Annotated in this window: 21 protein-coding genes and 8 tRNA genes; 21 read left to right on the top strand and 8 right to left on the bottom strand. The window is 49.6% G+C overall.

The window, feature by feature from the left end; translation table 11 throughout:
• Window positions 1-59 precede the first annotated feature (59 nt).
• The 6 genes from kdsA to hemA are packed head-to-tail and all read right to left on the bottom strand — an operon-like array spanning window position 60 to window position 5,384.
• Window positions 60-914: a 3-deoxy-8-phosphooctulonate synthase gene (gene kdsA, locus VP504_RS06945; RefSeq protein WP_325893567.1), complete on the bottom strand. Its 855-nt coding sequence runs from the start codon at window positions 912-914 to the stop codon at window positions 60-62.
• 13 nt (window positions 915-927) lie between these two features.
• Window positions 928-1,737: a SirB1 family protein gene (locus tag VP504_RS06950; RefSeq protein WP_325893569.1), complete on the bottom strand. Its 810-nt coding sequence runs from the start codon at window positions 1,735-1,737 to the stop codon at window positions 928-930.
• A 2-nt stretch (window positions 1,738-1,739) separates the two neighbouring features.
• Window positions 1,740-2,123 (bottom strand): SirB2 family protein, encoded by a 384-nt coding sequence (locus VP504_RS06955; RefSeq protein ID WP_325893570.1) that lies wholly within the window; start codon window positions 2,121-2,123, stop codon window positions 1,740-1,742.
• Window positions 2,124-2,177: 54 nt separating this feature from the next.
• A complete protein-coding gene (gene prmC / locus VP504_RS06960) occupies window positions 2,178-3,023 on the bottom strand; it encodes a peptide chain release factor N(5)-glutamine methyltransferase (protein ID WP_325893571.1) in 846 nt (281 codons plus the stop codon).
• Window positions 3,023-4,111: a peptide chain release factor 1 gene (gene prfA / locus VP504_RS06965; protein WP_325893572.1), complete on the bottom strand. Its 1,089-nt coding sequence runs from the start codon at window positions 4,109-4,111 to the stop codon at window positions 3,023-3,025. Before prfA ends, prmC begins: the two co-directional genes overlap by 1 nt.
• A gap of 13 nt (window positions 4,112-4,124) precedes the next feature.
• Entirely contained in the window at window positions 4,125-5,384 is a 1,260-nt protein-coding gene (gene hemA / locus VP504_RS06970) for a glutamyl-tRNA reductase (protein WP_325893573.1), read from the bottom strand.
• Window positions 5,385-5,847: 463 nt separating this feature from the next.
• Here hemA and lolB point away from each other — a divergent pair, with 463 nt between their 5' ends.
• The 14 genes from lolB to VP504_RS07040 all read left to right on the top strand — a co-directional run bounded on the left by lolB (window position 5,848) and on the right by VP504_RS07040 (window position 13,015).
• Complete coding sequence (lolB, locus tag VP504_RS06975; protein WP_325893574.1) at window positions 5,848-6,456, top strand: lipoprotein insertase outer membrane protein LolB; 609 nt, start codon at window positions 5,848-5,850, stop codon at window positions 6,454-6,456.
• A complete protein-coding gene (gene ispE, locus VP504_RS06980) occupies window positions 6,453-7,301 on the top strand; it encodes a 4-(cytidine 5'-diphospho)-2-C-methyl-D-erythritol kinase (protein WP_325893576.1) in 849 nt (282 codons plus the stop codon). Before lolB ends, ispE begins: the two co-directional genes overlap by 4 nt.
• A 42-nt stretch (window positions 7,302-7,343) precedes the next feature.
• On the top strand, window positions 7,344-8,291 hold the full coding sequence (locus VP504_RS06985; protein ID WP_002542407.1) for a ribose-phosphate pyrophosphokinase: 948 nt from the start codon (window positions 7,344-7,346) through the stop codon (window positions 8,289-8,291).
• Between the two features lie 143 nt (window positions 8,292-8,434).
• Complete coding sequence (pth, locus tag VP504_RS06990) at window positions 8,435-9,025, top strand: aminoacyl-tRNA hydrolase (RefSeq protein ID WP_325893577.1); 591 nt, start codon at window positions 8,435-8,437, stop codon at window positions 9,023-9,025.
• A gap of 51 nt (window positions 9,026-9,076) precedes the next feature.
• Window positions 9,077-10,168: a redox-regulated ATPase YchF gene (gene ychF / locus VP504_RS06995; RefSeq protein ID WP_002542409.1), complete on the top strand. Its 1,092-nt coding sequence runs from the start codon at window positions 9,077-9,079 to the stop codon at window positions 10,166-10,168.
• Window positions 10,169-10,455: 287 nt separating this feature from the next.
• Window positions 10,456-10,532 (top strand) — tRNA-Met (locus tag VP504_RS07000).
• A 21-nt stretch (window positions 10,533-10,553) separates the two neighbouring features.
• Window positions 10,554-10,640, top strand: a tRNA-Leu gene (locus tag VP504_RS07005).
• Between the two features lie 26 nt (window positions 10,641-10,666).
• Window positions 10,667-10,741 (top strand) — tRNA-Gln (locus tag VP504_RS07010).
• An 11-nt stretch (window positions 10,742-10,752) separates the two neighbouring features.
• Window positions 10,753-10,829 (top strand) — tRNA-Met (locus VP504_RS07015).
• Between the two features lie 91 nt (window positions 10,830-10,920).
• A tRNA-Leu gene (locus tag VP504_RS07020) sits at window positions 10,921-11,007 on the top strand.
• A gap of 56 nt (window positions 11,008-11,063) precedes the next feature.
• Window positions 11,064-11,150: transfer RNA gene (locus VP504_RS07025), tRNA-Leu, on the top strand.
• A 58-nt stretch (window positions 11,151-11,208) separates the two neighbouring features.
• Window positions 11,209-11,295: transfer RNA gene (locus tag VP504_RS07030), tRNA-Leu, on the top strand.
• 26 nt (window positions 11,296-11,321) lie between these two features.
• Window positions 11,322-11,396 (top strand) — tRNA-Gln (locus VP504_RS07035).
• A gap of 146 nt (window positions 11,397-11,542) precedes the next feature.
• Entirely contained in the window at window positions 11,543-13,015 is a 1,473-nt protein-coding gene (locus VP504_RS07040; RefSeq protein ID WP_325893579.1) for a protein adenylyltransferase SelO, read from the top strand.
• 141 nt (window positions 13,016-13,156) lie between these two features.
• Here the strand turns inward: VP504_RS07040 and VP504_RS07045 are convergent, their stop codons facing one another.
• The gene (locus VP504_RS07045) at window positions 13,157-14,317 is read right to left on the bottom strand and encodes a 2-octaprenyl-3-methyl-6-methoxy-1,4-benzoquinol hydroxylase (RefSeq protein ID WP_325893580.1); all 1,161 of its coding nucleotides are present in this window, start codon (window positions 14,315-14,317) and stop codon (window positions 13,157-13,159) included.
• A 294-nt stretch (window positions 14,318-14,611) separates the two neighbouring features.
• Here VP504_RS07045 and miaB point away from each other — a divergent pair, with 294 nt between their 5' ends.
• From miaB to VP504_RS07075, 6 genes are all read left to right on the top strand, one after another.
• Complete coding sequence (gene miaB / locus VP504_RS07050; protein WP_325893582.1) at window positions 14,612-16,036, top strand: tRNA (N6-isopentenyl adenosine(37)-C2)-methylthiotransferase MiaB; 1,425 nt, start codon at window positions 14,612-14,614, stop codon at window positions 16,034-16,036.
• Window positions 16,037-16,138: 102 nt separating this feature from the next.
• Window positions 16,139-17,215 (top strand): PhoH family protein, encoded by a 1,077-nt coding sequence (locus VP504_RS07055; protein WP_325893584.1) that lies wholly within the window; start codon window positions 16,139-16,141, stop codon window positions 17,213-17,215.
• Window positions 17,216-17,680 (top strand): rRNA maturation RNase YbeY, encoded by a 465-nt coding sequence (gene ybeY, locus VP504_RS07060; RefSeq protein ID WP_062712762.1) that lies wholly within the window; start codon window positions 17,216-17,218, stop codon window positions 17,678-17,680. It abuts the gene before it with no gap.
• A 25-nt stretch (window positions 17,681-17,705) separates the two neighbouring features.
• On the top strand, window positions 17,706-18,572 hold the full coding sequence (gene corC, locus VP504_RS07065) for a CNNM family magnesium/cobalt transport protein CorC (protein WP_046307981.1): 867 nt from the start codon (window positions 17,706-17,708) through the stop codon (window positions 18,570-18,572).
• 7 nt (window positions 18,573-18,579) lie between these two features.
• Window positions 18,580-20,130 (top strand): apolipoprotein N-acyltransferase, encoded by a 1,551-nt coding sequence (gene lnt / locus VP504_RS07070; RefSeq protein WP_325893585.1) that lies wholly within the window; start codon window positions 18,580-18,582, stop codon window positions 20,128-20,130.
• 97 nt (window positions 20,131-20,227) lie between these two features.
• Entirely contained in the window at window positions 20,228-20,815 is a 588-nt protein-coding gene (locus tag VP504_RS07075; protein WP_325893586.1) for a lipid-binding SYLF domain-containing protein, read from the top strand.
• 53 nt (window positions 20,816-20,868) lie between these two features.
• On the opposite strand, the gene VP504_RS07080 is transcribed toward VP504_RS07075, so the two are convergent.
• Window positions 20,869-21,354 (bottom strand): zinc ribbon-containing protein, encoded by a 486-nt coding sequence (locus tag VP504_RS07080; RefSeq protein WP_062660652.1) that lies wholly within the window; start codon window positions 21,352-21,354, stop codon window positions 20,869-20,871.
• Between the two features lie 107 nt (window positions 21,355-21,461).
• Between VP504_RS07080 and leuS the strand changes: the two genes are divergently transcribed.
• Complete coding sequence (gene leuS / locus VP504_RS07085) at window positions 21,462-24,035, top strand: leucine--tRNA ligase (protein ID WP_325893587.1); 2,574 nt, start codon at window positions 21,462-21,464, stop codon at window positions 24,033-24,035.
• The last annotated feature ends 5 nt before the right edge of the window (window positions 24,036-24,040 follow it).

Here is a 24,040-nt window from a genome sequence, read left to right on the forward strand (position 1 = left end):
AAGCCGGCGTACTCGCCGGCTTACTTTTATCTCTTGTTTTGTTGATTCAAAGGCGATACTTAGCGGATATCCAGCTCTTCGAAGCTCTTCACCAGATCGTCCAGTGCTTTCATTTGCTTCAGGAACGGCTCTAGTTTGTCCAGAGGCAGCGCTGATGGACCGTCACAACGTGCGTTGTCTGGATCTGGGTGCGCTTCAATGAACAAACCCGCAATCTTGGTACCCAAACCTGCACGCGCCAAATCAACCGTTTGTTCGCGACGACCGCCAGATGCTGCCCCCAAAGGATCGCGGCATTGCAGCGAGTGAGTCACGTCAAAGATGATTGGGCTACCATTGCTCGCCTTCTTCATCACGTCAAAACCCAGCATATCGACCACTAGGTTGTCATAACCCATGCATGAGCCGCGCTCACAAAGAATGATGTTCTCGTTACCGCACTCTGCGAACTTGTCGACGATGTTGCCCACCTGTCCCGGGCTCATGAATTGAGGTTTTTTCACGTTGATCACTGAGCCTGTCTTCGCCATCGCTTCGACCAGATCGGTCTGGCGGGCAAGGAATGCTGGCAGTTGAATAACATCAACCACTTCTGACACGGGCTGCGCCTGCGCTTCGGTGTGAACGTCAGTGATGATTTTCACGCCGAAGGTATCTTTCAGCTCTTGGAAAATCTTCATGCCTTCTTCCATACCTGGACCACGGTATGAATGAACAGAAGAGCGATTTGCTTTGTCAAAAGACGCCTTGAACACGTATGGAATGCCCAGCTTCTGGGTCACTTCTACATAGTGCTCACAGATCTGCATCGCCAGATCGCGAGATTCCAACACATTCATTCCGGCAAAAAGAACAAATGGCTTGTCGTTAGCAACTTGAATATCGCCAACCTGAACCGTTTTTTGTGTTGTCATGGTGACTTCCTGATTAGTGGAAAATAGGAGCTTCTGCAGTCAACACTTTGACCTGCAGTTTCAGGAGCTCAGCCGCCGGATCATCAGGACACTGAGCGATAAAATATTCGTAGTCTTCCGCGGCAACCCAGTCACATTTCAATTGCTGGAAGATATAGCCACGGTCGCGAATTTCATAAGGATCATCCGGACTGAATGTTAGCGCCAGCTCACTGCAACGAAGCGCCATCGCGTAGCTTTCTTCACGAAGCAGTGCACTTTTGATTACCGCCAGCCAACGGCCAATCAATGTTGGATTATCCGATACCTCTAGATGCTCTTCTTCAAGCTTTGCCGTTGGACCTTCTTTACCCACCAGCCAACCACGTAACACGCGCTCAGATAGAAACTCGCCATCAAACGGGTTGATGTATTGCGGCTCACGGTGGAACCAGTCTACTTTCAGAATAAGTTGAGTCGGAAAGCCCACCGGCTCTAACGGCAAGTCGAGGCGGTCTGCGAAAAACAGGAAGATTGCGCCCAGACTCACTGGAATGCCTTTGCGACGCTCCAGCACTTTATCTACAAATGCATTTTCAGATGAAAAGTATTGCTCGAAGTCGCCTTTGAAACCCCATTCTTTGTAGAACAGACGCAGCAGACCTTCCAGTCGCAATTCGTCATTGGCTTCTCCTGCCAACAAATGTTCAGCGTCCTTTGCCAACCGTTCGAGCTCTGCCCGAACCCAATGCATGGATGTCGCAGGGTCAATGGCAGCATTCAGTGCAAGTGCGCCTTCGACCAACGTCAGCTCATCTAATTCCTGGTCAGTAAAACCGATCATTTTTACCCCAACAGCTGTGGTGTTTTAGTGATAGCCAAATTAGCGGCGGCAAATACCCAACCTAAAGCACCAAAGAAAGCAAAGAGTCGGAACATGGTTCCCTGACTGTACTTCATAGCAACAAAACCAAGCGCAATGTATGCCAGAACACACGTCAGTTTTTCAGTCATCCACATCCCTTGCGGTGTGAATGGATAGAAACCGGTGACAAAAATCAGTGCCACACCCGTTCCCAGTAAAATGGTATCAACAACGTGAGGAACGACCTTCACCCATTTCTTCTCAAGCATCTTGCTGTCCATCATGCGCCATGCAAAACGGATGATAAACAGGATCACGCTAAGGGCGATAAACATCAGGTGAGTATGCTTCAATGCAACGTACATAATTCCGTAGGTCTCTCTTTTTAATTTATTGTTTGGTTTCTTTCCACCAGAGTTCTAGCGAACAAAACGTCCTAGGGTAACACGATCCAACCCAGCATAATCGTGCTGCGTCTCGACATCGCTGAATCCTGCTTCAGAAAAAATCGTGCGTACCGCCTCACCCTGATCATAGCCATGCTCGATAAGCAGCCAGCCATCATCTGCCAGATACGCCGGGCTTTGCTGACAGATAACACGAATATCTGCTACACCATGGTCATCCGCGACTAATGCAGATTTAGGTTCAAAGCGAACGTCACCTTGCGACAGGTGCGGGTCTTCCAGGTCGATATACGGTGGATTGCTGACAATCAGAGAAAAGCGTTGTGCCGGGACATTACCAAACCAACTGCTTTGCATAAATTGGGCATTAGTAATCCCATTATCAAGCTTATTGCGTTCAGCCAGCGCGACCACTTCGTCACGGAGGTCAACACCGGTCACCTTCATGTCTTTGCGCTCACTGGCAATCGCTAGCGCAATCGCGCCCGTACCTGTGCCCAAATCCAGCACTGAGCCTTTGCCTTGTGGGAGACGCTCCAATGCCAGCTCTACTAACCTTTCAGTATCTGGTCTCGGGATCAGAGTACTGGGCTCCACGTTTAGGCGCAGCGACCAGAAATCGCGGTAGCCTATGATGTAAGCAACAGGTTCCCCCATTTTGCGACGTTCAAGCAGCGCATTGAACGTCGCTTCTTCTTCGTCTGTCAGCGCTTTGTCTGACCAAGTGTAGAGGTAGCTGCTCGGTTTATCGAGCAAGTGACAAAGCAACACAGAAGCATCAATACGCGGAGAGGGACTTTGATGCTCTGCTAACAAAAACGCTGCATCACGCAGCGCATTTTCAATGCTGATTGGCATTAGTGTTGCTCAGCCAGTGCCGCCAACTGGTCAGCCTGGAACTCTTGGATAATTGGCTGGATCAATGAATCCAGATCGCCTTCCATCACTTCGTCCAAACGGTAAACCGTCAGGTTGATACGGTGGTCAGACACACGGCCTTGCGGGTAGTTGTAGGTGCGGATACGGTCTGAACGGTCACCGGAACCCAGCAAGTTACGGCGGGTACTTGCCTGTTCAGCTGCACGTTTTTCTTCTTCTGCCTTGATCAAGCGCGCCGCCAGAACGGCCATGGCTTTGGCTTTGTTCTTGTGCTGTGAACGCTCGTCCTGACATTCCACCACAGTGCCCGTTGGCAAGTGGGTAATACGGATGGCAGAGTCGGTGGTGTTTACGTGCTGACCACCCGCCCCTGAAGAGCGAAAGGTATCGATTTTCAGATCTGCTGGGTTAATTTCCGGGATTTCTGCTTCTGGAATTTCTGGCAGGATCGCAACAGTACACGCTGAGGTGTGAACACGGCCTTGAGATTCAGTAGCAGGAACACGCTGAACACGGTGACCGCCTGACTCGAACTTCATCACACCATAAGCGCCTTCGCCGCTCACTTTAGCGATCATTTCTTTGTAACCGCCATGCTCACCGTGGTTGGCGTTAACCACTTCAACACGCCAGCCTTTCTTCTCCGCAAAACGGCTGTAACTGCGGAACAAGTCACCAGCAAAGATTGCCGCTTCGTCACCACCCGCGCCCGCACGGATTTCCAAAAAGCAGTTACGCTCATCGTTAGGATCTTTAGGCAACAACAGGACCTGAAGTTCATCGGTTAGGCGCTCGATTTCCGCCTTTGCTGATTTGACTTCTTCCTGCGCCATCTCGCGCATCTCAGGATCGTCTTCGTTGGCCATTTCCTGTGCCGCTTCCAGATCCTCTTCGGCCTGTTTGTATGAAGTGAAGCATTTGGTCACTTCTTCAAGTTGGCTGTATTCTTTCGACAAAGAGCGGAAACGATCCTGATCAGAGATCACTCCCGGATCGCCAAGCAGATGTTGCACTTCTTCATAGCGCTCACTGAGTGCTTCCAGTTTCGCGAGAATCGATGATTTCATAATGGGTCTTTAACTATTTCAGGGGATCCAGACCTAAGCTCTGACGTAGCGTTTCCAGTGTACGCTCATCGCCATTTCTGGCAGCTTCCTGCATGGCCTGAGTGGGGGCATGGATCAGTTTATTGGTTAGTTTATTACTCAGCTCGGCGATCACTTTTTGCGGATCGGCACCACTGGCGAGAGCTTGTAAGCCCTTGCTGAGCAATTCATCTTTCAGTGCTTCTGACTGAGCACGATATTGTTTGATGCTGTCCACCGCCCCGCGGGAACGCATCCATGTCATAAAGCCTTCGCTTTCTTCGTCAACAATCACTTCTGCCTGAATCGCGGCCGCTTTTCGCTGCTCACGGTTGCGCTCTACTATCGATTGCAAATCGTCGACGGTGTAAAGGTAAGCATCGTTCAGCTCACCAACTTCTTCTTCAATATCACGCGGCACAGCAATATCAATCAACAGCATGGGCTGATGACGACGCGCTTTGATCGCTTTTTCCACCATGCCTTTACCGATAATTGGTAATGGTGCAGCGGTGGAGCTGATTACGATATCCGCTTTGTGCATGTGCTCTGGAATTTCTTCCAGAGAAATAATTTCCGCACCAAATGCATCAGCAAATGGCTTAGCACGGTCGCGGGTGCGGTTAGCGACAATGATGTTCCTACAATCGTGCTCAAATAAGTGTTTAGCGACCAATTCGATGGTTTCGCCCGCACCAACTAGCAGTGCGGTAGAAGTTTCAAGTGACTCGAAAATCTGACGCGCCAGCGAACAGGCAGCAAAGGCAACTGATACTGCATTACCACCGATATCTGTTTCTGTGCGAACACGTTTAGCGACAGTAAAGGTTTTATGAAACAGGCGCTCCAGAGAACCGTTAACTGCACTTTGATCGACAGATTCCGCATAAGCCTGTTTTACCTGACCAAGAATTTGTGGTTCACCCAGTACAAGAGAATCAAGACCACTCGCCACACGCATTAAATGCTGCGCTGCCGCTTGGTCATGATGGGTATAAAGGCAAGGAAGCAACGCCTCACTGTCGAGTTGATGGAAATCTTGAAGCCAGTCTACCACCGCACCAGGGCTAGGTTGGTCGACTTCACAATAAATTTCGGTGCGGTTACAGGTAGACACAATCACTCCACTCTGCACAACCTGCTTTTCTTTAAGCTGGTGCAATGCATCGCGAAGTTGTTGCGGAGAAAAAGCGACTTTCTCACGCAGGTCGACCGTAGCGGTCTTGTGATTGATTCCGAGAACTAACAAGCTCATTAAGCAGGCTTACCGACAGCACCAAGTGAAATCCGAGCCGTGGATTTTACTTTATGGGCCCGATGAATAAAAGATAACATTAGTTCCCTCTCCTCGCTAGAAGCAGAAGTGTGACTTTTCCGCTTTTGTAACAACATATTCGTCCATTTTTTCAACAAGTAACAAATCGTGTTTAGTGGCTTTATTCTCAAATGTGTATGTCTTGGGTGTATTGAAGAGATTTTTACTTCTGCCACAGATATACCCAAACAACCTGAAGATGCAGGATTCAGCGAGATTGACTGGCGTTGTGATCGCGGCGTTCCTTTGCAGGTGTAGTCACCTCCATCAAAAAGGAACAACAAAGAGCACGACATCAGTCAACTCGCCCGAAGGGAGGGCCTCAATGCGAGCATCTTCAGGTTGTTTGGGTATATAATCAGACCACCTTCTCGACAGAGAAAACCAAAAACGGAGTTTGCCTATGTTCAGACGTCATCGCGTCTTGGTTATATTTTTCCTCGCCCTATTGGGATTGACCGGATGTTCCACCCAACCTATTCCACAAACCGAGTGGCAAACTCATCAAAAAGCATTGACAGAAATTACTGACTTCACTGCTAAAGGCAAAGTAGCGCTGATTAGTCCGGAACAGCGCGTTTCCGCCAATTTTGTCTGGGAGCAGAAAGATGACGAACTTTCACTCCGTCTGACCAACTTCCTTGGCACTACCCTGTTTAAACTGGATGCCACCCCCGATATTACGGTTTTGGTCGATGGCGACGGTGAACGTTACGTCGGTAGAAACGCCGCAAGTCTTTTAAAGCAACTGACAGGTATTGCCCTGCCTGTTGACGAGATGATGCTGTGGGTCAAAGGGCTGCCTGCAGAACAAAACGAATATGCGCTTGGCGCAGATAACCGCTTGGTATTCCTGAGTGAAAACAAAGCCGATACCAATCAGGCTGGCTGGCAGTTGGAATACACTGGCTACGATGCTGATACTAACAACCTGCTGCCATCAAAAATCAAAATGAATCAGCACCAGCAAAAAGTGAATCTGGTGATTTCTGAATGGGTTTTACCTCAATGACACAAACCACTTCAGTTTGGCCAGCACCGGCCAAACTTAACCTTTTCCTATATATCACGGGTCAGCGCGATAATGGCTATCACGATTTGCAAACCCTTTTTCAGTTTCTAGATTACGGCGACACGCTTTCTATTACCCTCAATGACAGTGGCGAAGTCACCCTGTCACCGGAAATTGAAGGCGTCCCGGTTGAAGAAAATCTGATCTATCGCGCAGCGATGGCAATCAAAGAAAAAACCGGATGTACCTTGGGCGCGCATATTTACGTCGAAAAAGTGTTGCCAATGGGCGGCGGTTTAGGTGGCGGTTCTTCTAATGCTGCCACCACATTAGTCGCCCTCAACCACCTCTGGGAAACCCAGCTTTCTGTTGATAAATTAGCCGATATTGGGCTGGCACTAGGTGCGGATGTCCCTGTATTTGTGCGCGGTACCACAGCGTTTGCAGAAGGGGTTGGAGAATTGCTTCAACCTGCCGAAGCAGAAGAGAAGTGGTACCTGGTAGCCAAGCCTGAGGTGAGCATCGCCACCGCAAAGATTTTTGGTCACCCCTCACTGACTCGCAATACACCAAAGCGCACACTAAATGCGCTGTTGGCGGCAAATTACGAAAACGATTGCGAAAAGATAGTCAGAGAGTTGTTTCCAGAGGTTGATAAGGCTATTTCGTGGCTGCTAGAATACGCGCCGTCGAGACTGACCGGGACCGGCGCCTGCGTTTTCGCTGAATTCGAAAACGAAAAGGACGCGCGAGCCACCTTAAACAAATTGCCCGACTGGCTCACTGGCTTTGTCGCGCGTGGTGTAAATACCTCACCACTGCTGTCGACACTGAAAGTACAATGAGACAGACAACACTCAATGGATGCAACCCCGAGGTTTTCCACCGTGCCTGATATGAAGCTGTTTGCTGGTAATGCAACGCCTGTACTCGCCCAACGCATTGCGAATCGCCTATATATGTCACTAGGTGACGCTACTGTTAGTCGTTTTTCTGACGGTGAAGTGTGTGTACAAATCAATGAAAACGTACGGGGTAGCGACGTATTCGTTATCCAGTCGACTTGTGCGCCTACCAATGACAACCTGATGGAATTGGTTGTGATGATCGACGCACTGCGTCGCGCATCAGCTGGCCGAATCACTGCAGTTATCCCTTACTTCGGCTACGCTCGCCAAGACCGCCGTGTGCGTTCTGCGCGTGTGCCAATCACTGCAAAAGTTATCGCAGACTTTCTGTCTAACGTAGGTGTTGACCGCGTTCTGACTGTTGACCTGCACGCAGAGCAAATCCAAGGCTTCTTCGACGTACCAGTAGACAACATCTTCGGTACGCCGGTACTTCTGGAAGACATGCTGGCGAAGAAGCTGGAAGATCCAGTCGTTGTTTCTCCAGACATCGGTGGCGTTGTACGTGCACGTGCAACTGCAAAACTGCTGGATGACACTGACATCGCCATCATCGACAAACGACGCCCACGTGCGAACGTTTCTCAGGTTATGCACCTGATCGGTGACGTTGAAGGTCGTGACTGCATCATCGTTGACGACATGATCGACACCGGTGGCACTCTGTGTAAAGCAGCAGAAGCACTGAAAAACCGTGGCGCGAAGCGTGTATTCGCTTACGCAACTCACGCAGTGTTCTCTGGCAACGCGCCTCAAAACATCAAAGAATCTGTGATTGATGAAGTGATCGTCACTGACTCAATCCCGCTGAGCGCAGAAATGCAAGCGACCGGTAAAGTTTCACAGCTGACTCTGTCAGGCATGTTGGCTGAAGCAATCCGCCGCATCAGCAATGAAGAATCTATCTCTGCAATGTTCGATTCTTAATCGTTCCCTTTTGCGGATGAAACGCCTCGCTTTTGCGGGGCGTTTTTGTTTTGCACAGATAATGGTAGGATAAGCCGCTTTTGGCACAGGGCGGTTTACCGTTGTGCATAAAACTGTCTACACAGAATAATGAGAATCTCACCGTGAGCGATAAAATTCGTCTTTTAGTGGGTCTGGCAAATCCAGGGCCGGAATATGCAAAAACCCGTCATAATGCGGGTGCCTGGGTGGTTGAAGAATTAGCGCGCATTCATAACGTGTCGCTGAAAGAAGACAAAAAATACTTCGGTTTGACTGCCAGAATCAGTGTGGGTGGCGAAGATCTGCGTCTACTCGTCCCAACCACATTTATGAATCTGTCAGGCAAGTCGGTCGCTGCACTGGCGAAATTCTTCCAAATCAAGCCGGAAGAAATCATGGTGGCTCATGACGAGCTGGATTTGCCACCGGGTGTTGCCAAATTTAAGAAAGGTGGCGGTCACGGTGGCCATAATGGTCTTCGCGATATCATCAGCAAAATGGGCAACAACAAAGAATTCTACCGTCTTCGTGTCGGAATCGGACATCCAGGGCACAAAGACAAAGTGGCGGGATTTGTGCTGACAAAAGCACCTGCCAACGAACAAAGCCAAATCGAGCAAGCCGTTGACGAAGCCGTTCGCTGCATCGATATTTTGCTGAAAGACGATCTGGCCAAGGCGCAAAATCGCCTGCATACATTTAAGGCTCAGTAAGCGTCTGCTGACTGAGCTTTCACTGTTTATACAACGAAAGGTTACCATCTCATGGGTTTTAAATGCGGTATCGTTGGTCTACCAAATGTCGGTAAATCAACTCTGTTCAACGCTCTGACCAAAGCAGGTATTGAAGCGGCTAACTTCCCGTTCTGTACCATCGAACCAAACACTGGCGTGGTACCAGTGCCAGATCTGCGTTTGGACGCACTGGCTAAAATTGTAAACCCACAGCGTATCCTGCCAACCACGATGGAATTCGTAGACATCGCAGGTCTTGTAGCTGGTGCTTCTAAAGGTGAAGGTCTGGGTAACAAGTTCCTGGCTAACATCCGTGAAACCGACGCGATTGGACACGTTGTTCGTTGTTTTGAAAATGACAACATCATCCACGTTGCTGGCAAAGTGAACCCAGCTGACGATATCGATGTTATCAATACCGAACTGGCACTGTCCGACATGGAAGCGTGTGAACGCGCTATCCAGCGCCAAGCGAAGAAGGCGAAAGGTGGTGACCGTGATGCGAAATTCGAAATCGCGGTACTGGAAAAACTACTCCCAGTGCTGGAAGAGGGCAAAATGCTGCGTTCTGTGGAACTGACCAAAGAAGAACACGCAGCGGTTGACTACCTGAACTTCCTGACCATGAAGCCAACCATGTATATCGCAAACGTGAACGATGATGGTTTCGAAAACAACCCTTACCTGGACATCGTTCGTGAGATCGCTGAAGCAGAAGGTGCAACCGTTGTTGCAGTTTGTGCGGAAATCGAAGGCGAACTGTCTGAGCTGGACGCTGATGAAGCGGCAGTGTTCCTGGAAGAAATGGGTCTTGAAGAACCTGGTCTGAACCGCGTGATCCGCGCAGGTTACGATTTGCTGACACTGCAAACTTACTTCACCGCTGGCGTGAAAGAAGTACGCGCTTGGACTATACCTGTCGGTGCAACTGCGCCACAAGCTGCGGGTAAGATTCACACTGACTTCGAAAAAGGCTTTATCCGTGCAGAAATCATCGGTTACGACGATTACATCGAAAACAACGGTGAAGCAGGCGCGAAAGTAGCGGGCAAATGGCGTTTGGAAGGTAAAGATTACATCGTTAAAGACGGTGACGTTATCCACTTCCGCTTTAACGTGTAATTACAGACACAATCTCTTATACCCAAACGACCTCAAGATGCTCGCATTCAGCATCTTCAGGTTGTTTGGGTGTATTAAAAAGCTGGCTTCTGCCAGCTTTTTTATTTCCCGAAATTAAGGACTTGCAACGCTTTCAAGCTTGAGTTGTTAGAATTTCAACCTTCCTGCTCACTTTCACACCGAACTCACCAAATGGGTAAAAAAAGCCAAGAAAAAAGGTTGACGTTGTCAGCCCTTCTTCGCATAATGCGCCCCGCACTCAGGGGGAGACCCCAGAAAGTAAAGATGGCTACGTAGCTCAGTTGGTTAGAGCACATCACTCATAATGATGGGGTCACAGGTTCGAATCCCGTCGTAGCCACCATCTTCTTTCCAGTGCAAAAATGCGATGGTGGCGGAATTGGTAGACGCGCTAGCTTCAGGTGTTAGTGTCCTCACGGACGTGAGAGTTCAAGTCTCTCCCTTCGCACCAAATCTTTGTTAAGGCAAAGTAACTCTTGGGGTATCGCCAAGCGGTAAGGCAGCGGCTTTTGATGCCGCCATTCCCTGGTTCGAATCCAGGTACCCCAGCCATATTTCAGGTTGGCTACGTAGCTCAGTTGGTTAGAGCACATCACTCATAATGATGGGGTCACAGGTTCGAATCCCGTCGTAGCCACCACTAATCTTGAAGGTCTTGAGACTTTCAGCCAGATAAGAGAAACTACCGATTCTCAGAAAGCGAAGGCTTTCAGTCTGGGAAAACAAAATTTGCGATGGTGGCGGAATTGGTAGACGCGCTAGCTTCAGGTGTTAGTGTCCTTACGGACGTGAGAGTTCAAGTCTCTCCCTTCGCACCAAATACCTTGCTCAAAAGAGAGTCAGACAAGGCTACAAACTGACAACAATTCGGATTGCGATGGTGGCGGAATTGGTAGACGCGCTAGCTTCAGGTGTTAGTGTCCTTACGGACGTGAGAGTTCAAGTCTCTCCCTTCGCACCAATCTCCTTGCTCTAAAAGAGAGTCAGACAAGGTTAAAAACTGACAGACAATTAGGTTTGCGATGGTGGCGGAATTGGTAGACGCGCTAGCTTCAGGTGTTAGTGTCCTTACGGACGTGAGAGTTCAAGTCTCTCCCTTCGCACCAAATCTTTGCCGAGGCAAAGTAACTCTTGGGGTATCGCCAAGCGGTAAGGCAGCGGCTTTTGATGCCGCCATTCCCTGGTTCGAATCCAGGTACCCCAGCCATATTTAAAAGCTCGCTTCCAGCGGGCTTTTCTCGTTTTTAAACCAAGGGTCAGTCGATCTTAAGAGTTTCTCCCTAAACCTTACGTGGTTGAAAGCCGCTGCAATCCCTGTACGCTTGAAGTATTCGGAACAAGGAATTAGCAGTCATGGCGTCGTTCGAAAATCCTATCAAGCATCAAGTCTATCTTTCATTACCGGAAGATATGTATACATCCCTCGCGCCGCGCCGCGTGGAGTCGCCTTCTCTTTTAGCCCTAAACAAAGCATTACTTGATGAGTATGGCTTGGCGAGCAACTGGTTTGAGGATGCCAAAGGCATTCACTTTCTTGCCGGCAATGGCGACTATGACGATGAAAGCCCTGTTGCCATGGCTTATGCCGGTCACCAGTTTGGGCATTACTCGCCACTGCTTGGGGACGGCCGCGCGCATATGCTGGGTCAACTTCAAAAAGTAGATGGCGCATACGTTGATGTGCAACTAAAAGGCTCCGGCAGAACCCCTTACTCGCGAGGTGGAGATGGAAGGGCGACGGTTGGTGCTGTAGTACGCGAATACCTCATCAGCGAAGCCATGGCGGGGCTTGGTATACCGACCACCCGCACCCTTGCCATTATGGGTACTGGCGAGTCCGTGATGCGCGATTACCAAATGGTGCCGGGTGGTATTCAGGTGCGCACAGGTGCCAGTCACATCCGCGTAGGCTCTTTTCAATATGCTTATGCCAAGTTGGGTAAAGATGGCGTCCAAGCGCTTGCCGATCACCTTATCGAACATCACTTCGCGGAAGTGACCGATCAAGAAGATAAATACCCAGCCTTACTTGAAGCCATTGCAGAAAGACAGGCCCAACTGATTTCTCAATGGATGCTGGTTGGTTTTATCCATGGCGTCATGAACACCGACAATATGTCTCTGGTTGGCGAAACCATCGACTTTGGCCCTTGCGCCTTTATGGATGAGTTCAAGGCCAAAAAAGTATTCAGCTCAATAGATCGCGACGGTCGATACGCTTGGGACCAGCAAGCCAATATCGGTTACTGGAACCTGTCACGCTTTGCAGAAACTTTGCTACCGCTGTTTTCCGATGATACAGATGAAGCTGTGAAGATTGCGGAATACAAACTCCAAACCTATATCGTCAACTTCCAGGAGCTGTTCCAAAAGGGGTTGATGACCAAGCTCGCGATCACCGCCAATTCAAAAGAAGCTGATGCCTTTGTTAATCAAGCACTGCCAACGCTGGAATCTGAGCGCATAGACTTCACGCTGTTTTTTGATGCACTGACACGTGTTGCCAATGGAGAGGAAGAATCCGAGCTGATCTCCCTGTTCGATAATCAGGAAAAAGGTCAGGTTTGGGTCAGTGAGTGGACTTCACTAAAAGATGATAGTGAAGCAGCACTAAAGGCAATGCGAGAAGCCAACCCGGCATTAATTGCCCGAAACCATCAGGTGGAAAAAGCCATTGAAGATGCAATGGAAAGGAGCGACTTTGCGCTATTCCACCGACTGGCAGAAGCACTGAAAACGCCTTATACCGTCAGCGAAGAAAACCGTGATTTACAAACGCCACCGGCACCGGAAGAATGTGTACTAAGAACATTCTGCGGCACATAGACGTAGCTCAACAATGAGATTTAGCGACATTTCTGACGCAGAATAAATGGCGATAGACAAGGCGCGAGTTGAAGGTGCTAGGGGTTCTACCACCAAAACGAGCAACGCAGCATATCGCCATTTAGACCAGTAACAATGGGGCTAAAGGCCCATGGCGTACTTCAACACCTGCTGTTTAACCGGCCCACTGTTTTCCGCCAACTTTAAGCCGACATTGCGCAATAGTTTAAGAGGCGCAATATCGTTGCTGAACCCACCATAGAACACATCCATACCGGTTTGCATGATAAGGTTATCAGGTTTACGTTTGCGCTCGTAAGTTGCCAATACGTCTTCATTCAGCCACTCTAAACCTGCATCGGCTGCTACTTCCAGCAAAGCATCCACGTCTTTAAAGCCGAGGTTTACTCCCTGCCCTGCCAGCGGGTTGATAGTGTGGGCAGCATCTCCCAATATCACCACATTCTTGTTGAAGTAGCGCTGGGCATGCCGACGGATTAATGGGAATGCGCCTTGTTGGATCACTTCAATATCACCGAGCTCTTTAGGGAAATGCGCAAGGACTTCTTCCTTTAGCGCCTCTGGTGACATGGAACACAAAGCTTTTATGCGTGATGGATTGTCATACCACACCAGTGAGCCTTGATGCCCAGGCAGAGGTAGGAAGGATCTCGGGCCCTCCGGGGTGAACCACTGCCAGGTAATATCTTGCTGTGGCAGCTCAGTTTTAACATTCACCAACATACAATGCTGACGGTAATCCCACGCGGTCACGCTAATTTTGGCGTAATCACGTACGCGGGAATTTGCACCATCTGCACCGACCAGCCAGCGGCCATGAAGCAAAGTACCGTCTTCCAATTCAACGACGTGCCCTTCGGAGTCGGCAAACATAGCGACAATATTGCCTGGGCAAAGTGCTTCCAGATTCTCTTGTGCCAAGCAAGCATTCCAAAGTGCGAGTTGCAGGATGCGGTTTTCCACAATGAAACCGAGCTCAGGTAAATCCATACTCTCTGCACTGAAGCGGATACGGCACTCAGGGTGCTCCCAGGTTTCCAGACGTCGATAAGGGCAGAGACGCATGTTCAGCACGTCATCCCATGCTTTCAGGGATTTGAGCAAAGAGACAGATGCAGGAGAAATGGCAGACACGCGAAGATCCATAGGCTGATCAGGAGAAAAGGCTTTTGGCTCGCTTCGTTCAACCATGGCCACACGTTTACCCTGTTTAGCAAGGCCTAATGCTGTGGCAGCGCCGACCATGCCACCGCCAACGACGATAATATCGAATTGTTTCATAACACAATCTCTAAAGTTCCTGCGCCCATTCTAGCGTCACCTCACTTAAATGCGACTCCTGCAGGCGCTGCTCATCCCTAAATCCAATAAAAAATTTGGGGAGAACGTGATCTGGTCACAGATTGACTAAAGCAGTACAATACGCGGCTTATCAACGGTTGGGGCTATTTTTCGTTGCCTCAGCTCGTACAAAGAACCATGATTTTCGGTTGGGATTTCGGCGGCGAACAGCCAGCGATAATTAAGTGCTTCCCGGCCGGAACACGTAAAACATCAACATGAGCAATGAGTTACATGGCTAAGAAACTGCTGATCAAAACCTGGGGCTGCCAGATGAACGAATACGATTCATCAAAAATGGCGGATCTGCTCAATGCGGCCGGCGGCTACGAGCTGACCGAGGAGCCGGAAGAAGCAGACGTACTGCTTCTGAATACCTGTTCTATCCGTGAAAAGGCCCAGGAAAAAGTGTTCCACCAGCTGGGTCGCTGGAAAAACCTGAAAGATCAGAAGCCAGGTCTGGTGATCGGCGTAGGCGGCTGTGTAGCCACTCAGGAAGGTGATCACATTCGTGAACGTGCACCTTATGTTGACGTTATTTTTGGTCCGCAAACCCTGCACCGTCTGCCTGAGATGATCAAAAAATCTCAGCAGGACGAAGCACCGGTCATGGATATCTCTTTCCCTGAGATTGAGAAATTCGACCGCTTGCCAGAGCCGCGTGCAGAAGGCCCAACGGCATTCGTTTCTATTATGGAAGGCTGCTCTAAGTACTGTACCTTCTGCGTGGTACCTTACACCCGTGGTGAAGAAGTCAGCCGTCCACTGGACGATGTGCTTTACGAAATCGCTCAGCTTGCTGAGCAGGGTGTTCGTGAAGTGAACCTGCTGGGTCAGAACGTTAACGCCTATCGTGGTGAAATGCACGACGGCGAAATCTGTTCATTTGCAGAACTACTGCGTTATGTGTCGGCGATCGACGGTATAGACCGTATTCGCTACACCACCAGCCACCCAATCGAATTTACTGACGACATCATCGAAGTGTACAAAGACACCCCAGAAGTGGTGAGCTTCTTGCACCTTCCAGTTCAGAGTGGCTCTGACCGTATTCTGACCATGATGAAGCGTCCTCATACGGCAATCGAGTATAAATCGAAGATCCGTAAGCTGCGTGAAGCGCGTCCAGGCATCGCAATCAGTTCTGATTTCATCGTCGGTTTCCCGGGTGAAACTGATGCTGATTTCGAAGCGACCATGAAGCTTATCCGCGATGTTAACTTCGACATGAGCTTCAGCTTTGTTTACTCACCACGTCCAGGTACGCCTGCAGCAGACATGCCTGACGACACACTAGAGCAAACCAAGAAAGAGCGTCTGTATGAACTGCAACAGCAGATCAACGCACAGGCGATGATCTACTCTCGCCAGATGCTGGATTCTGAGCAGCGTATTCTGGTCGAAGGTCCATCGAAGAAGAATCTGATGGAGCTGCGTGGCCGTACTGAAAACAACCGCGTGGTTAACTTCGAAGGTTCTGTCGATTTGATCGGTCAGTTCGTTGATGTAAAAATCACCGAAGTACTACCAAACTCACTGCGCGGTGAGCTGGTTCGTACTGAAAAGGACATGAATCTGCGTGTGGCGGTGTCGCCTGCAGAGATGATGGCAAAAACACGCAAAGAAGATGATCTTGGCGTAGGCGTGTATACTCCGTAAATAAACGGAGCCCAATAAAGCCATTACAAACCTCGAAGAAGCGAGGGTAATCACCTGTTATCGGCGTCCTATACAGACGCCGATAACCATTGCGAGGAAGCATTGAACAAAGTCATTACTTTAGAAGTATCACTGGAACCAGCTGATAATTCGCGCCTGGCCAGCCTTTGCGGCCCTTTCGATGACAACATCAAACAGCTCGAACGCCGTTTAGGTGTGGAAATCAATCACCGAAATCATCAATTCTCCGTGGTTGGCAAACCTCATACAGCCACTGCTGCTATCGATATTCTCAAACGACTTTACGTTGAAACTGCAACAGTGAAAGGCAATTTCATTGACCTTGAGCCAGAGCATGTGCATCTGGCGATCAAAGAAAGTGGCGTGTTGGAGCAGAGTATCGAGTCGTCGATCCCTTACGGCAAAGAGATCAACATCAAAACCAAGAAAGGTGTGATCAAACCGCGTACCCCAAATCAGGCGCAATATATCGCCAACATGGTGACGCATGACATCACCTTTGGTATTGGCCCTGCCGGTACAGGTAAGACTTATTTAGCGGTTGCTGCAGCGGTCGATGCACTTGAGCGTCAGGAGATCCGTCGTATTCTTCTGACTCGTCCTGCGGTTGAGGCCGGTGAGAAGCTTGGCTTCCTTCCTGGCGATCTGAGCCAGAAAGTCGACCCTTATCTGCGCCCACTATACGATGCCCTGTTTGAAATGCTGGGTTTTGAGCGCGTAGAGAAACTGATTGAGCGTAACGTGATTGAAGTGGCGCCATTGGCCTACATGCGCGGCCGTACCCTCAATGACGCCTTCATCATTCTTGATGAAAGTCAGAACACCACTGTGGAACAAATGAAAATGTTCCTGACACGTATCGGCTTTAACAGCCGAGCGGTGATCACCGGTGACGTCACGCAGATTGACCTGCCACGCAATGCGAAATCTGGTCTTCGCCATGCAATTGAAGTGTTGGCGGATGTTAACGAAATCAGCTTTAACTTCTTCCAGGCAGATGATGTGGTTCGTCACCCTGTCGTAGCACGTATTGTACAAGCCTATGATGCATGGGAAGCGGAAGATGCCCGTGCCCGTAAACAAGCGGAAGAGCGCCGTCGTCAGGAACGCGAAGCGGCATTGAATGCTGTGCCGCCTTCGGAAGAGAAACAATCGTAAATGCAATTTTTCGTTGACCTTCAAATTGCGACACAAAGCACTGATAGTCTGCCAACTGAACAGCAGTTTCAGCTGTGGTTTGAGCAAGCTGTCAAATCTTTCCAAGAGCAGGCGGAAGTGACTATCCGTATCGTAGACGAGTTTGAGAGCCAGTCTCTAAACCGCGACTATCGCGGAAAAGACAAACCCACCAACGTGCTCTCCTTCCCGTTCGAAGCGCCTCCAGGCGTGGAGTTGGATCTACTGGGCGACCTGATTATCTGTCGTCAAGTTGTCGAAAAAGAAGCAGAAGAGCAGAACAAAGACCTACTCGCTCACTGGGCGCACATGGTTGTACACGGCAGTCTCCATCTGCTAGGTTATGACCATATAGATGATGAAGAAGCCGAAGAGATGGAGTCTCTCGAGATTTCTATCATGAACGCACTGGGTTTTGAAAATCCTTATGCGGCGGACTTCATCTAATATCAACGTTGTAAAAATAGAGACAATGAACGAAGACAATTCACAAAGCTCTGAAGGTCCGAGTAGAAAGACCTTCTTCGAACGTTTAGGACAGATCTTTCAAGGTGAGCCTAAAGATCGTCAGGAACTGGTAGATGTATTCCGTGATTCGGAACAGAACGATCTGATCGATCACGATACACGGGATATGCTCGAAGGCGTTATGCAGATTTCTGAAATGCGCATCCGAGACATCATGATTCCGCGTTCGCAGATGGTGACCATCGAGCGCTCACAACCTCTCGAAGAAATCATCACTATCATCAATGACGCCCAGCACTCACGCTACCCAGTGATCAGTGATGATAAAGACCACGTTGAAGGCATCCTGCTGGCAAAAGACTTGCTGCGTTACCTGATGCCAGACAGCGAACCGTTCGACATCGACAAAGTGATCCGCCCAGCCGTGGTTGTGCCGGAAAGCAAACGAGTTGACAGACTGCTGAAAGAATTCCAGGAAGAACGCTACCACATGTCGATCGTTGTCGACGAGTTTGGCGGCGTGTCTGGCGTGGTAACCATCGAAGATATTCTTGAGGAAATCGTTGGCGATATCGAAGACGAATACGACGACGAAGAAGAGCAGGAAATCCGCCAGCTCAGCAAACACACCTTCGCGGTGAAGGCGCTGACCACACTGGAGGACTTCAACGAGAAGTTCGGTTCTCAGTTCAGCGATGACGACATCGATACCATTGGTGGCCTCGTGATGACCAGCTTTGGCCACCTGCCAGGACGTGGTGAAGAAGTGGACATTGAGAACTTCCACTTCAAGGTGACGGCAGCTGACAGTCGACGCATCATCCAATTGCAGGTTACTATTCCAGATACTACTGCAGAGGAAACGGCATAAACGTCAAATGCTAAACATAGAAACATTTAAGCGGCCCCAAGTATTCATGCGGATCTTAGGGGCCGCTTTTTCAGGTGCACTCGCCACCCTCGCCTTCGCGCCTTACTCCTTCTGGCCAGCCATGCTGGTCTCATTGGTGGCACTTCTCCTTCTTATTCACGGGCAATCGCCGAAACGTGCTTGCTATATCGGATTCTTTTGGGGTCTGGGTCAATTCGGAACCGGCGTTGGCTGGGTCTATGTCGTCATCGAGAAATTCGGTGGGCTACCTACGGCGATAGGCTTAGCTTTGATAGGCCTTTTGGTTACCTATCTTGCGCTATTCCCCGCACTTTTCTCCTATATACTGCGCCGTGTTCAACTGCCGTTAGCGCGCTCGTATTTATTACTTGCACCGTCACTCTGGCTAGTTATCGATTGGTTCCGTGGCTGGTTCCTGACTGGCTTCCCATGGCTTTGGCCTGGTTACAGTCAGATTGACGGGCCATTAGCCTTCTTTGCACCTATGTTTGGTGTGCAAGGTATTACGCTCGCACTGCTTATCATTTCTGGCTCAATCGCTATCACGCTGGTAAACCGAAAAGCCACTTCGCTTCTTCCGGCCTTGGTTGTCGCTGCAGTGGCTGCAGGTTCTTCCTTTGTACCCTGGGTGCAGAAAACAGGAGAAAGTGTAGATGTTGCCATGGTTCAGGGAAATGTCCCCCAGGAACTAAAGTGGCTCCCAAGCCAGCGCTGGCCAACTCTTCTGTCTTATCAGGACCTAACGCGAAAAAACTGGGATGCAGACATTGTGATCTGGCCAGAAGCTGCCGTACCAGCTTTGGAGCGAGATTTACCTGACTTTCTGGCTAGACTCGACGCTGCAGCCATCAATAATGACACCGCAATTGTTACAGGCGTACTTGATGTAAACTCAGACGGTAAGGCATACAACAATGTCATCACCCTAGGTGACAACGGGGAAGGTGGTTATAGTTACCCTTCTTCACAACGCTACAGCAAACACCACCTACTTGTGTTTGGTGAATTTGTGCCTTTTGAGGATATCCTGCGTCCACTTGCACCGCTGTTTAATCTACCCATGTCATCGTTCAGCCGAGGTGATTACACCCAATCGAACATAGACGCCAAAGGCTATCAGTTAGCCCCTGCCATATGCTATGAGATTGCCTTTAGTGATCAGGTTAGGCATAGCCTCACGGAAGAGTCGGATTTCATTCTAACCCTTTCTAATGACACCTGGTTTGGTACCTCAATCGGCCCCCATCAGCACTTAGAAATAGCCCGTATGCGCGCGTTGGAGAATGGTAAGCCGGTTCTTCGTGCCACCAATACCGGCCTGACCGCTGCTATTGGCTACAAAGGGGACATCATCGACCAAATCCCGCAGTTTGAAACGGTAGTGCTAAGAACTGATGTACCGACGACGACAGGCCAGACACCTTACACCCGCTTCGGAGATTGGCCTCTCTATGCATGGATTGTTCTGTCAGGGTTGGCACTGGTTCTGTTAACCCGCGGTCAAAAATCAACCGTTAGTGATCAGTCGCAACAATAAGAGCGAACAAGCGCTATAAAATCATGTCCTAATCAGCCAGAGGGATTTATTCCTCTGGCTTTTTTGTTGATTGATTTTGTTTGATATGGAGAGTCTTATGCGCCACTTGGCCAGAATCGCATCTTCCGTTGTTATCCTTTTTGCATCAGTCTTTGCTCCACTTTCCCATGCCAATCCGGATGCCGAACTCTTTGCGGATACCCGTGCTGCACTGGCGAATTTCCATCGATTTGAGCAAGTTAAACCCTTCTTTGAGAAAGCTTACGGCTACGCGGTATTTCCTTCTGTTGGAAAAGGCGGGTTCTGGATTGGCGGCGCTTACGGTAATGGTCTGGTGTATCAGAGGAATCAAACCGTTGCTGAAGCAGAGTTGATTCAGGTTTCTATCGGCCTGACCTTCGGCGGGCAGGCATTCAGCGAGATACTTTTCTTTGAAGACAAAGAAACCTTCGACAGCTTTATGTCGGGCAGTTTCGAGTTAGGCGCACAGGCTTCCGCCACCGCTTTAACTGAAGGTGCAGCGGCACATGTCGGCACAACTGGCACTTCAGCCAGCGCGGGTAGCGTGCAATCTAAAGCCTATTACATCAATGGCATTGCGATTTTCACCCAAGCCAAAGGCGGCCTGATGGTCGAAGCCGCACTGGCCGGGCAGAAGTTCAATATCGAACCGTTAGGGAATTAGGGTAAATCGGCCCTGAGACCAGGGTCACAAAATACTCAATTCTATCGTTCTCACTAAGCAGGAAACGGCTTACGACTGAATTCTTTACTGCCACACTTAATGCACGGTGTCAGCACATCTACATGGGTGTGCTCAGTCTGGTTGCCACATTTCTCGCAAATCAAAATGCCGAGCCCCACCACTTCACCCGCATTGTAGACGCCGTGATGCTGAATGTCCTGTAACACCTCACGCCACTCCAACTGGGTTTTGTCAGTGATCTCCGCAAGCTGCTCCCACAATGTGTTAGCGATCAAGTCGCGAAACAACTGACCATCATCTTTGTTTTCTTCGGGCTCGTTGTAACGTGCGCCAAATTCCTGCACATCACGTTTGAAATAGGCTTCGATAAGAGCAAGCTCATCTTTAGTCATGTCTGACGCCGCTTTTACGTATTTCTCAGACAAATCCAGCCAACGCTGCAGTTCTTCCGGGCTGTGCTTTAGTGCTTCACTGATCCGTTCGACCAGCACCTTGTACTCCGCTTTTTGCTCTGACATAGGCCACCTCCGCATTCAACTGTTGTTGCGCCTTCTACCTTTAGTTATTCTATGTCGATTATTTTGGTTCATTTTAAACCTATCTCACAAATTCCCGGATGTCATCGATGCAAGAACAATACCGTCCACAGGACATCGAGCCTAAAGTTCAGGCCGATTGGGACAAGAACAAAACCTTCGTAGTTCAAGAAGACCCAAGCAAAGAAAAGTTTTATTGCCTTTCCATGTTCCCGTACCCAAGCGGTCGACTACACATGGGTCACGTGCGTAACTACACCATCGGTGACGTAATCTCTCGCTACCAGCGTTTGCAAGGCAAGAATGTGATGCAGCCTATCGGTTGGGACGCGTTCGGTTTGCCTGCAGAGAACGCGGCTGTGAAGAACAAGACTGCACCAGCACCTTGGACTTACGAAAATATTGAGTATATGAAGAACCAGCTAAAAATGCTGGGCTTCGGCTACGACTGGGAACGTGAATTCGCGACCTGTACCCCTGAATACTACCGTTGGGAGCAAGAGTTCTTCACCAAACTTTACGAGAAAGGCTTGGTGTACAAGAAGATGTCAACGGTTAACTGGGACCCAGTAGACCAAACTGTTCTAGCAAATGAACAAGTTGTAGATGGACGCGGTTGGCGTTCAGGTGCAATCGTTGAGCAGAAAGAGATCCCGCAGTGGTTCATCAAAATCACTGAATATGCTCAAGAGCTAATCGACGATCTAGATAACCTGGATGGCTGGCCTGAAATGGTCAAAACCATGCAGCGTAACTGGATTGGTCGCTCTGAAGGTGTTGAACTTAAATTTGAAGTAAAAGGTCAGGCTGACCTTGAAGTTTACACAACACGTCCAGACACGCTAATGGGTGTGACTTATGTAGGTATCGCAGCAGGCCACCCTCTTGCGACAATCGCCGCTGAGACCAACCCTGAGCTTGCAGCATTCATCGAAGAGTGTAAGAACACCAAAGTAGCAGAAGCTGAACTGGCGACAATGGAGAAGAAAGGTATGGCTACTGGCCTTACTGCTATTCACCCATTGAACGGCCGCGAAGTACCTGTTTACGTAGCAAACTTCGTATTGATGGACTATGGCACAGGCGCTGTTATGGCAGTACCTGCACACGACCAGCGCGACTTCGAGTTTGCTACCAAGTACGGCCTAAACATTGAGCCAGTGATCCTGGCAGAAGACGGCAATGCACCAGACATCTCTGAAGCTGCACACACCGAGAAAGGTGCTTTGTTCAACTCTGGTGAGTTCGACGGTCTGAGCTTCGAGCAAGCGTTCGATGCGATTGCAGCGAAACTGGAGTCTGAAGGTAAAGGTCACAAGACAGTGAACTTCCGTCTACGTGACTGGGGTGTATCTCGTCAACGCTACTGGGGTGCACCGATCCCAATGGTAACCACTGAAGACGGTGAAGTGCATCCGGTGCCAGCTGACCAACTGCCAGTCATCCTGCCAGAAGACGTGGTGATGGACGGCGTAACCAGCCCGATCAAAGCAGACAAGACGTGGGCAGAAACCACCTACAATGGTCAACCTGCACTGCGCGAAACCGACACCTTCGATACCTTTATGGAATCAAGCTGGTACTACGCGCGTTACTGTTCGCCAAAGGCAGACGAAATTCTCGACTCAGAAGCAGCAAACTACTGGCTGCCTGTTGATCAGTACATTGGTGGTATCGAGCACGCGGTAATGCACCTGCTTTACTCTCGCTTCTTCCATAAACTGCTACGCGATGCGGGCTATGTTACATCTGACGAGCCATTTAAGCGCCTGCTGTGTCAAGGCATGGTACTGGCTGATGCTTTCTCTTACGAAAACGAGAAAGGCGGCATTGAGTGGGTTTCTCCAACTGAAGTAACCGTTAGCCGTGACGAAAAGGGCCGCATCACTAACGCTGTCGATAACGAGGGCCACGACCTTGTTCACTCAGGCATGACCAAAATGTCTAAGTCGAAGAACAACGGTATCGACCCACAAGAGATGGTTGATAAATACGGTGCTGACACCGTGCGTCTGTTCATGATGTTCGCATCACCAGCAGACATGACGCTTGAGTGGCAAGAGTCTGGCGTTGAAGGTGCTAACCGCTTCCTGAAACGTGTTTGGAAACTGGTATTCGAACACACTTCGAAAGGTGAAGTGGCTGCGCTGGATGCATCAGCACTGAACGCTGAACAGAAAGCACTGCGTCGTGAAGTTCACAAGACTATCGCGAAAGTGGGCGATGACATCGGCCGCCGTCAGACCTTCAACACCGCGATCGCCGCGATCATGGAACTGATGAACCGTCTGACCAAAGCACCTCAAGACTCTGATGCTGACCGCGCTATTCTGGATGAAGCAGTCAAAGCAATTGTTGCGATGCTATACCCAATCACTCCGCACATCAGCACTGAGCTTTGGGCTGCACTGGGTCAAACTGACATCGACAACACGGTATGGCCAGTCGCTGACCAAGACGCCTTGGTGGAAGACGAGAAGCTGATCATCGTTCAGGTGAATGGCAAGCTTCGCGCAAAAATCACCGTTGCAGCAGACGCAGCTAAAGAATCAGTAGAATCGATGGCGCTGAACGACGAGCATGTTGTGAAGCACACCGAGGGGAAAACCGTACGCAAAGTGATTTACGTACCGGGCAAACTGGTTAACATCGTTGCTAACTAATACAG

It is taken from the genome of Grimontia sp. NTOU-MAR1 (genome assembly GCF_035758505.1).
GTDB classification, from domain to species: Bacteria; Pseudomonadota; Gammaproteobacteria; order Enterobacterales; family Vibrionaceae; genus Enterovibrio; species Enterovibrio marinus.